Genomic DNA, 7456 nt, shown 5'->3' on the forward strand with positions numbered 1-7456 from the left:
AGGGCCGCCAGACAGGACCGGAAGGCCGCGGCAGCCGAGGGATGAAGTGATTAAAAATGAACTCTGAAGGCGGGCCACCGAACGGCGACGTGGACGCAGCTCTTGGCCTGACCAGAGCACTTCGCCAGGGAATCGACCTTCTTGGACTCAATCCCGAGGTGACGTCCGAACTGCTGGATCATCTTCATGCCGCCGAACTCAGTATCACGGATGAAGACAGATCAATGTTGATTGACCACATAAAGGCAATACGCTATATCCTGCTGGAGATGGCGGACGGGCCGCTGGCACCGTTCCTCGCCGATGCTGCAGCCGTGATAATCGGCGATGGTTTTGGGCGACTTTTCTCGTAGTCAGTAGTCGACACAGGCGGCACCACACTGCCCAGCCATCCCCGCAACGGGGTAGGCGCGCCTCAGGTTCACCCTGCAGCAGAACTGACGCTCAGCTTCCTGGCACGCCGCTCCATCCGCCGAACGCCAACAACACTCTCCTCCGTTCAGCGTTCACGGCTGTCGCTGTTGGTATTTGGCTAATGTTTGGCGTTCTCCCGTCGATGGTCCGAGTCACCGATCAGGATCGGCGGACGACATGGAGAACCTCTGATGTCTATCGACGACTGGTACAAGAATACCGAAGACGCCGGATGGGATGCACCAAGCCGGGACTGGGGCGACGACGACCGCCCGGACCGAGGCGTCGATAACTGGCTGGACCAAGTGTCAGCACAGCACAGACAGCCCCTCGGGCAGTCTCAGCCACCTCGCGCTCCACAACCTGCTCTGGCAAAACAACCCCCTCGCGGCCCCGCCACCAAGAAGCCGGCTGCCACGCGACGGCAGCCGCCAGGAGCGCGAACGGGAACGAAGCCAACGGGCCGGGCAAGCAGAAGCGATATCAACGCTGTAGTCCGACAGGAACTGACCACTCAGCCCAACATGGGTATTACCGCACTCCGCGACGCCCTGCGTAAAAAGGGAGGAAGCTTCGCAGCCATACAACTTGCCGACATCCAAGCCGCCCTGGAGGCAATCAATCCTGAACGTGAACGTCGGCTCTCAATCGCCTCGAAAGCCAGAACTATCATCGGTGGGCAGCGGACGTATAAAAAATTCGCAAGAATCCGAAAGGCTTCACCGAAGCGGCCAGAAGCATTTGCAACAACCGGAGCATCCAGAACCCTGAGCAAATATCGACGATACTCCAAAGCTGCGGTTGGACCGGTTTCACCGCGCAGGACGTTCGTCAGGCTTTACTCCCCCCAGGCGACAAATCGGATCGCCGGACGCCACGGTATCAGGGACTTCTATTAGACGCCACCGCTCCAATCCGCACTTCTGCATTGCAGAGGTCGAAAGGAAAAGGTCACGGTGGCCGAGCTCCGCGTCCAACGGCACGAGCGGAAATCTGCCCTTCCTGCCTCGGACCGATGTCCGCCACCTGCCGTTGCTCGCGCTGACACTGTCCACCACGACAATGCATCCGACAGAAGTTGAGGGGCCACTGCCTGCGACCTCAGTGCTCATTACCTGGGAGGGGCGGCACCGCAACGACAGCAGTTATCTACCGTCCACGGCAAGGCACTCTTCAGTTCACGCAAGTACGCTCGGCAGTCGATACTTGTAGCCGATGGGCCTCAGTTCGCCGTCGTCAAGGCGCCACGGATGATTATGTGTGACCTGACCGCCATCGGTGGTGCACCTGCCCTCGTCATCGACGTGAAGGTTGATATTGGAAACGACATACAAGGCGACGAAGGGGTAGCTTCGTGCGTGGGCGACCGCGTTCGGAGTGAGGATGACGTCAACGGGGTCGCCGGTTGTGCCTTTCACTTCGATGTGCCAACACTGCCCGTCTATGTCGACTTCGTAGTCCCAGCTCTTCTGAGATGACGTGTCGGTGACAGAACCCTCGTCGCGGTAGTACTCGAAAGCACGCCTCATGGCATGCAGCTCGACCGCCACCTTGGCTTCCTGGCCAACCGCGAAGCCTTGCCCAGCACCGGGATGACGCCCATGGCCGGCAGCCTCCTGCACGGCCAGTTCTACAGCCTCAACCTCCGGAGGCGGTTGCCTATCGATGGCGTCAACCGTATAGCCCAGCGCCTGCAACGGATCGGCGACGTCTACTCGGTCGCCGCGCCACGGACCGGCGACGGCGAGACCGGCTAGCGCTCTGGCACCCACCAGGAGGACGAGCGCATCCACGCTTCCTGCATCGTCAACTACGACGTAGCGCTCCGGGGCGCCTCCGTCGTAGGCCCTCCTGAAGTTGTCGCCGCCCAACGACCACCACGCGCGCAGCGCGGCATCAATATCAGTACGCGTCAACCCCTCGGCAACACCTGGACGCCGGTCGCGTTGCAGAGTCGACCGGCCCGCACCATCGCGGATCCTGGCCGCCCGGTCGGGACGGTGACCGCGGCGGAGGCACAGGCGGAGCTGGACGACGCCGGCGACACCGATCTGGTGCGCGTGGCGCGGCCGCGGCTGCTGCCGCCCGGGCCGCCGGCGCCGGGCTGGGTGCTGCCCAAGCCGGTCGAGCGGGGCGGCTCGTGACGGGCTGGCTCGACGTCGACGAACGCGATGACCATTATCTGAGGTTGGGCGGGGCGAACATCGTGGCCACCGAGGCGTTGCTGACCACACGCGACAACCTGGCCGACGTGGTCGAGGCCTGGGCGATGATGTGCGTTCGTGACGAGCACTTCTCAGGGTAGACGGCGAGGCGCCGCGCCACCGGCGCATGGAGCCGCGGATCAGGCTTGCGGCATCGTTCCTGCCAGGAGAAGACGAGCGGGACGAACGCGGTGGGGCTCCAGCACTCCGCCAGCTCGGCACCGCTGTCGCTCAGCAGGCCGATCCGGAGCCCCGCCGCCGGAGTTCCGCCAGGACACCGAGCGCGTGATGCCGCGGCTTGCGGAGGCGGGCATGACCGCTCCGGTGATGCGCGAGCGCGACGGGGAGCTGGGCGGATGACGGCTTCGCTCCGCAGGAAAGCGCCACCGCCCTCGGCGTGCTCTCCGTCCCGCCGTGGACCCCGATGGTGCGCTCGCCGAAGCTCCCGGCCAGCGCCTCCCAGAGAACCGTGGCCGGCAGCCGCCGAGCAGCTCGCCGGTGCGGTGCTCGAGGCGCTCGCGATACTCCTCAGCGCCGGGGTCGGTCAGCCGTGCCGAAGTAGCCGAAGATCACCACGCGCATGGCCCACACACGGACGCGCCGGAGACCCCCGTGGTGCGAGGGCCTCCGGCGTGGCGGTTCCGTGCGGTAGATCAGGATCCGCGAAGGATCAGGTTGCCGTTGTTCGCGATGCCGCTCTGGGAGCCGCTCATTTCCCTGGCGCGTTTTGCGGCGCCGCATTCCCCGCGGCTTTATCCGGCTGGCGTTTCGTTCACACCCAAACCACGCAAGACGTTATCGCGATTCGCGTTTCCGCGCAGCGCGGTCAAGGAATTCAAGCGGCCCAGCAAAGTCGTGGACGATGCGGGGCATTTCAAGTCTTGAATCGCCGACAAGGTCTTCTCAAAACGCTGGATGCGGCTCTCAGGGTCCGTTCCACTAGGCAAGTTCGCATTCTTGAGCGCTACCTGCGCGTTCACTTGGGCTTGAGTGGGTGGGCAGCGACCGGGAACCTTTACCCCGGTAGGGCCCACCCGGTCGGCCGTCGCGTTCGGATCGCCCGGGCTGAAACCCAGCGCCGGCACCAAAGCGTCAATGTTACCGGAGCTGGCTCCGGCGTTGCCCTGTTCGGCGGCCTGGCTCATCCCCGTGCCGACCGCGAGCGCCGAGCCGAGCAGCGCTGCGGCGGCACATCCAATCAACTGCTTACGCGTCCGGCTGCTGACTCCGCGTCGATACATGCACGGCTCCTCTTCATCTCGGTCCTGCTTGAACCGAGATATACGAGCAATGACGTGGCAGCAGTTCATGACGCCGAGCAAGCGTTCTTTAAAGTTTCTTTAACGATACCCCCGGGGCGCGCAGTCGCCAGCATCGCCGCGCCCACGTCCGTGGGTACCCCGGCCGCGGGTCAGCAGCGAGCCCGCCACCATCACCGTGAACGCGAGCGGCACCGTCCACACGGCCGGCTGGCAGACCGAGCTGCTCGGTCTGCCAGCCGGACAGCGTCGGCCCGAACACCGGGACCAGCACCGCGGCCATCGCGGCGCCGCCACCGGTCGGCACGCCCGAGGCCGTCCCGGTGTCCTTGAGCCCGCGCCACCCGATGCGTCGTGGTCTTACCGGCGCCGTTGGGGCCGACAGCACGATCCGGGCCCGCGCCTCAGCATGGGCCCGGAAGGTCCAATCTGTACTGTTGTCAGCCGACCCGGCCGAGCCGTTGCAGACCTGCTCGCCCGTTGTTCCCGGCGTTGCCGTTGCCCGGGTTCTGGCCCTGACCCGCGTTCTGGCCCTGGCTATTTCCGGCGCCCTGCGCCGAGCACTGCTCGGCGGCGTTCTGATCGGCGTTGGCGCCCGCGTTCGCGCCGGCATCCGCCGAGTTGGCATGGCTCGACGCCGTACTCCACCACGGCGTCGCCGCGACTGTCGACGCGGTTGAGGACCATCACGGCGACTCTAGCGCTCCACTGACTGCGGGCACCGTGACCTCGATCGCGACGTTGCATTGCCGCTTCGAACCCGATCCGGTTGCCGGATTCCGGGCTCGCACCAACACCGACGCAGGTCAATGCAAAGTCCCAGGTCAGCGGCTTGCGGACCGGTCGCTGACACGGAAGAGGTCACTGGTTCGATCCCAGTATCGCCCATCAGCGCGGCCAGCATCAGCCCTCCGGCCGATACGCGAGGTCGCATGCGGATGAAGCCGTTCGGGTGGAGACCGAAGTCCCGGGTTTGACGCCGTCGCCGGCGTCGACCTGTCCAGCCATGGACCAACGTCATCGGACAAGCTGCTGTGCGGCGACGCCGGGTATACGGACGATTGGCCTGGCTCGGCTACGACACCGACGACGTCAAGGCCGACATGATCACCACCCTGAGACGGGAAACCCCCTCGATCTCTGGAAGTTTCCAGTAGGGCGAGGCCGGCCTGGGATGAGGAAGATCAGGCTCGGTCGTGGTGAACCGCTGAGGCCTCGGCCGGCATCGGGTCCGTCCGACGGCGTCCCCTGCAGGCTGAGCCGGGATCGAGGTCAGTGGCCTGGCAGCCCTGATGTAGTGGGCCCGCTCGAACCAGATCCGGACCTGTTCATGGCTGCCGATGCCCGAAGTCCTGTGCACGGCTGAGCTGGGGTTTTGCGGTGGCGTGCAGAAGAGTCTGAGGCCGCGGAAAGCAGGGGTCACGACGAACGTCTGACGCGCTGAGCATGCCGGCGTATGTGTCGCTAACTGTCGGCTGGTTCGCCGTTATCTGTCGAGCGAGGACAGATGTCCGTTGTCCGGTCCGGGAGCGGGCCGAGACCGTGATGGCACCGGTGCGACAGACCGCACCGGCCGTCACGACAAGGAGAGACACGTGCGCAAGACAAGCCAGCTCATCGCACGGCTGATCGCCCTGCCGCTCGCTGCGGCGGTGATGCTGATCGGCGCCGAGGCTGTCATCGCATCCCCGGCTTCCGCCGCTGCCGCCGTCGGCGGCCTCGCGACGGCCACGGTGAAGGCGCCCGCCTACACCCTGCCGGCCGTGAAGATCCCCCGGAACTACGTCTACAACCCTCGGCGGGGATCGCTGCACGACTACTGCACCCTATCCCCCAACCGCTGGCGGCCCCGGGGATACCGCGTCCTGGACCTGCGCGGCTCCTGCGCCGTGCACGACATGTGCTACGAGCGGAGGGGCCAGCGTAAGGCCTACTGCGACAACCAGTTCTACGACAACCTTAAGTTCGAGTGCGACCTGACCTACCTCAGGATGGCCGTCCCGGCCCTGAACAAGCAGTGCCGGGGGGTCGCCAAGACGTACTACTCGGCGGTCAAGGCACACGGGCACGATCCGCGCTGATCTCGTCTCACCGGCGCCCCGTCCCCTGTTCGGGCGGGGCGCCGGTGTGAGCCCCGGTCAGAGCGGATGGCAGTCGTCGGACTCGCCGGGGCGTACGTCGTAGCAGCCGTACTGCAAGCCGTCGGCGGACTGGTCCGGGCCGGCGGCGGCGAAATGGACCAGCGACACCCAGCCCCACTCGCCGTTGTCCGCCTGGGTGTAGGCCCACCAGAAATTGGTGGATGAGTCGCGGGCGTCCGGCTCTCCGGGCTGCTGGCCAAGGAACCAGTGGGCGCCGGCCTTGGCCAGGGACCCGACGCGCGAGGACTTGGGGTCGGGGCGGCTCATGACCGGTACGTCCGCGGAGGCGAGCGTGCAGTACTGGCCATAGAGCTGCTTCGTGGCGATCCAGGACGGGACCGCGCAGTTGCCGCCGCCGCCACCGTGCGCGTTGTCCGTGAGCCAGCCGCCCAGCTGGGGCAATTGGCTGCTGCTGAGATAGTCGACGCCGGCGTACAGCGCGTCGGTCCACACGTCGCCGCCCGCGCAGTCGAGCAGGTGGCCCGTGCGTACGTGATGGCCGGTGGTCTGTGCTTTGACGATGTCGTCCCAGTGCGCTTGCTGGACCGAGGACGCGCAGCCTCCGTCGGCGGGGTCCTGGAAGCTGATCACCGGGACGAGATCGGCGCTGTACAGGTCGCGGTCGACGTCGAAACGGCCGTCCAGGAATGCGTACGTGTCGGTCTGTCGCGCAAGCAGGTCGCGAACCGATTCGTCGTCGTCGGCGCCGGCCGGCAGCTGGTCGTCGTTGTGGCTGCCGGTCAGGACGATCTGCACCGGTCCCCACCGCCGGCCGGCCGCCACGTCGACGTGATAGAGCATGCCGCGGTACGGGATCAGCGCGTTCATCAGCTCTTTCGCCACCACCAGCGGATTGTTCGGGTCCGCGGCCGCCGCGGCCGGGTCCGCGGGCAGCGTGCAGGCTCCCGCCGCCTCGACGCACTTGATCTCGACGAAGAGCAGGACCGGCTGGTTGTATCCGGGGTAGACCCGGCCGCCGTTGGCGCTGACCCGGGTGTTCAGTCCGCGCAGGTACGTCGACGCGAACGTCTTCGGGGTGATCCGGATGCCGCGATGGTCCTCGCAGACATCGCCACGGAGCTGGTGGCAGAGCACCAGGTTTCCGGCGCGCAGGAAGACGTCGGCCTCGAAGCTGGTGAACTTGTGGTCGAGGGCGTCCTGCAACGGTCGCGCGTTGAGGTAGTCGTTGCCGGCATGGCCGTGTTCCAGAGGGCCTGTCGCGGTCACGGGATTCACGATCGGCATCGCCGCGGGTGGCCGCTCGCCCGGCTTCTGGCCGCGCAGGTCCAGGAGCGCCGCGAGGGCGACGACCAGCAGTACGCCGAGGGCGCCGGCGATCACCACCCGCCGCCGCTCGGGCCGACGGGTGGTGAAGTAGGCGTCGATGACCTCCGGCTGCTGGACGGGCCGGGCGGCGGGCGGGGCGGGCACGCGGCGT

The 7456-nt window shown here is 66.4% G+C and carries 8 protein-coding genes; 5 read left to right on the forward strand and 3 right to left on the reverse strand.

Features of this window, described 5'->3' with window-relative positions; translation table 11 throughout:
- Positions 1 to 56 precede the first annotated feature (56 nt).
- Positions 57 to 353, forward strand: a complete 297-nt coding sequence (locus Ahu01nite_RS26020; RefSeq protein ID WP_203839249.1) for a hypothetical protein — start codon at positions 57 to 59, stop codon at positions 351 to 353.
- Positions 354 to 1592: 1239 nt separating this feature from the next.
- On the opposite strand, the gene Ahu01nite_RS26025 is transcribed toward Ahu01nite_RS26020, so the two are convergent.
- Positions 1593 to 2207, reverse strand: coding sequence for a protein NO VEIN domain-containing protein (locus tag Ahu01nite_RS26025; RefSeq protein WP_203839250.1), 615 nt, complete (start codon positions 2205 to 2207; stop codon positions 1593 to 1595).
- 153 nt (positions 2208 to 2360) lie between these two features.
- On the opposite strand from Ahu01nite_RS26025, the gene Ahu01nite_RS26030 reads away from it, so the two are divergent.
- Positions 2361 to 2558: a hypothetical protein gene (locus Ahu01nite_RS26030; protein WP_203839251.1), complete on the forward strand. Its 198-nt coding sequence runs from the start codon at positions 2361 to 2363 to the stop codon at positions 2556 to 2558.
- On the forward strand, positions 2555 to 2719 hold the full coding sequence (locus Ahu01nite_RS26035; protein WP_203839252.1) for a hypothetical protein: 165 nt from the start codon (positions 2555 to 2557) through the stop codon (positions 2717 to 2719). The genes Ahu01nite_RS26030 and Ahu01nite_RS26035 overlap by 4 nt, the downstream gene beginning before the upstream one ends.
- A gap of 651 nt (positions 2720 to 3370) precedes the next feature.
- Here Ahu01nite_RS26035 and Ahu01nite_RS26040 read toward each other — a convergent pair.
- Positions 3371 to 3859, reverse strand: a complete 489-nt coding sequence (locus Ahu01nite_RS26040) for a hypothetical protein (protein ID WP_239159137.1) — start codon at positions 3857 to 3859, stop codon at positions 3371 to 3373.
- 639 nt (positions 3860 to 4498) lie between these two features.
- On the opposite strand from Ahu01nite_RS26040, the gene Ahu01nite_RS52140 reads away from it, so the two are divergent.
- Together Ahu01nite_RS52140 and Ahu01nite_RS26045 are read left to right on the forward strand one after the other, a co-directional pair.
- Positions 4499 to 4819, forward strand: a complete 321-nt coding sequence (locus tag Ahu01nite_RS52140) for a DUF6578 domain-containing protein (RefSeq protein WP_369076639.1) — start codon at positions 4499 to 4501, stop codon at positions 4817 to 4819.
- A gap of 653 nt (positions 4820 to 5472) precedes the next feature.
- Positions 5473 to 5958 (forward strand): phospholipase A2 family protein, encoded by a 486-nt coding sequence (locus tag Ahu01nite_RS26045; RefSeq protein WP_203839253.1) that lies wholly within the window; start codon positions 5473 to 5475, stop codon positions 5956 to 5958.
- 57 nt (positions 5959 to 6015) lie between these two features.
- On the opposite strand, the gene Ahu01nite_RS26050 is transcribed toward Ahu01nite_RS26045, so the two are convergent.
- A partial coding sequence (locus Ahu01nite_RS26050) for a PI-PLC domain-containing protein (protein WP_203839254.1) occupies positions 6016 to 7456 on the reverse strand: 1441 nt, incomplete at its 5' end.

Source organism: Winogradskya humida (assembly GCF_016862215.1).
GTDB lineage: Bacteria > Actinomycetota > Actinomycetes > Mycobacteriales > Micromonosporaceae > Actinoplanes > Actinoplanes humidus.

Bases quoted from the DNA above. Each gene is read 5' to 3' on its own strand.
- Ahu01nite_RS26040 (WP_239159137.1), bottom strand. From the start codon at position 3,859: ATGTATCGACGCGGAGTCAGCAGCCGGACGCGTAAGCAGTTGATTGGA.
- Ahu01nite_RS26020 (WP_203839249.1), top strand. From the start codon at position 57: ATGAACTCTGAAGGCGGGCCACCGAACGGCGACGTGGACGCAGCTCTT.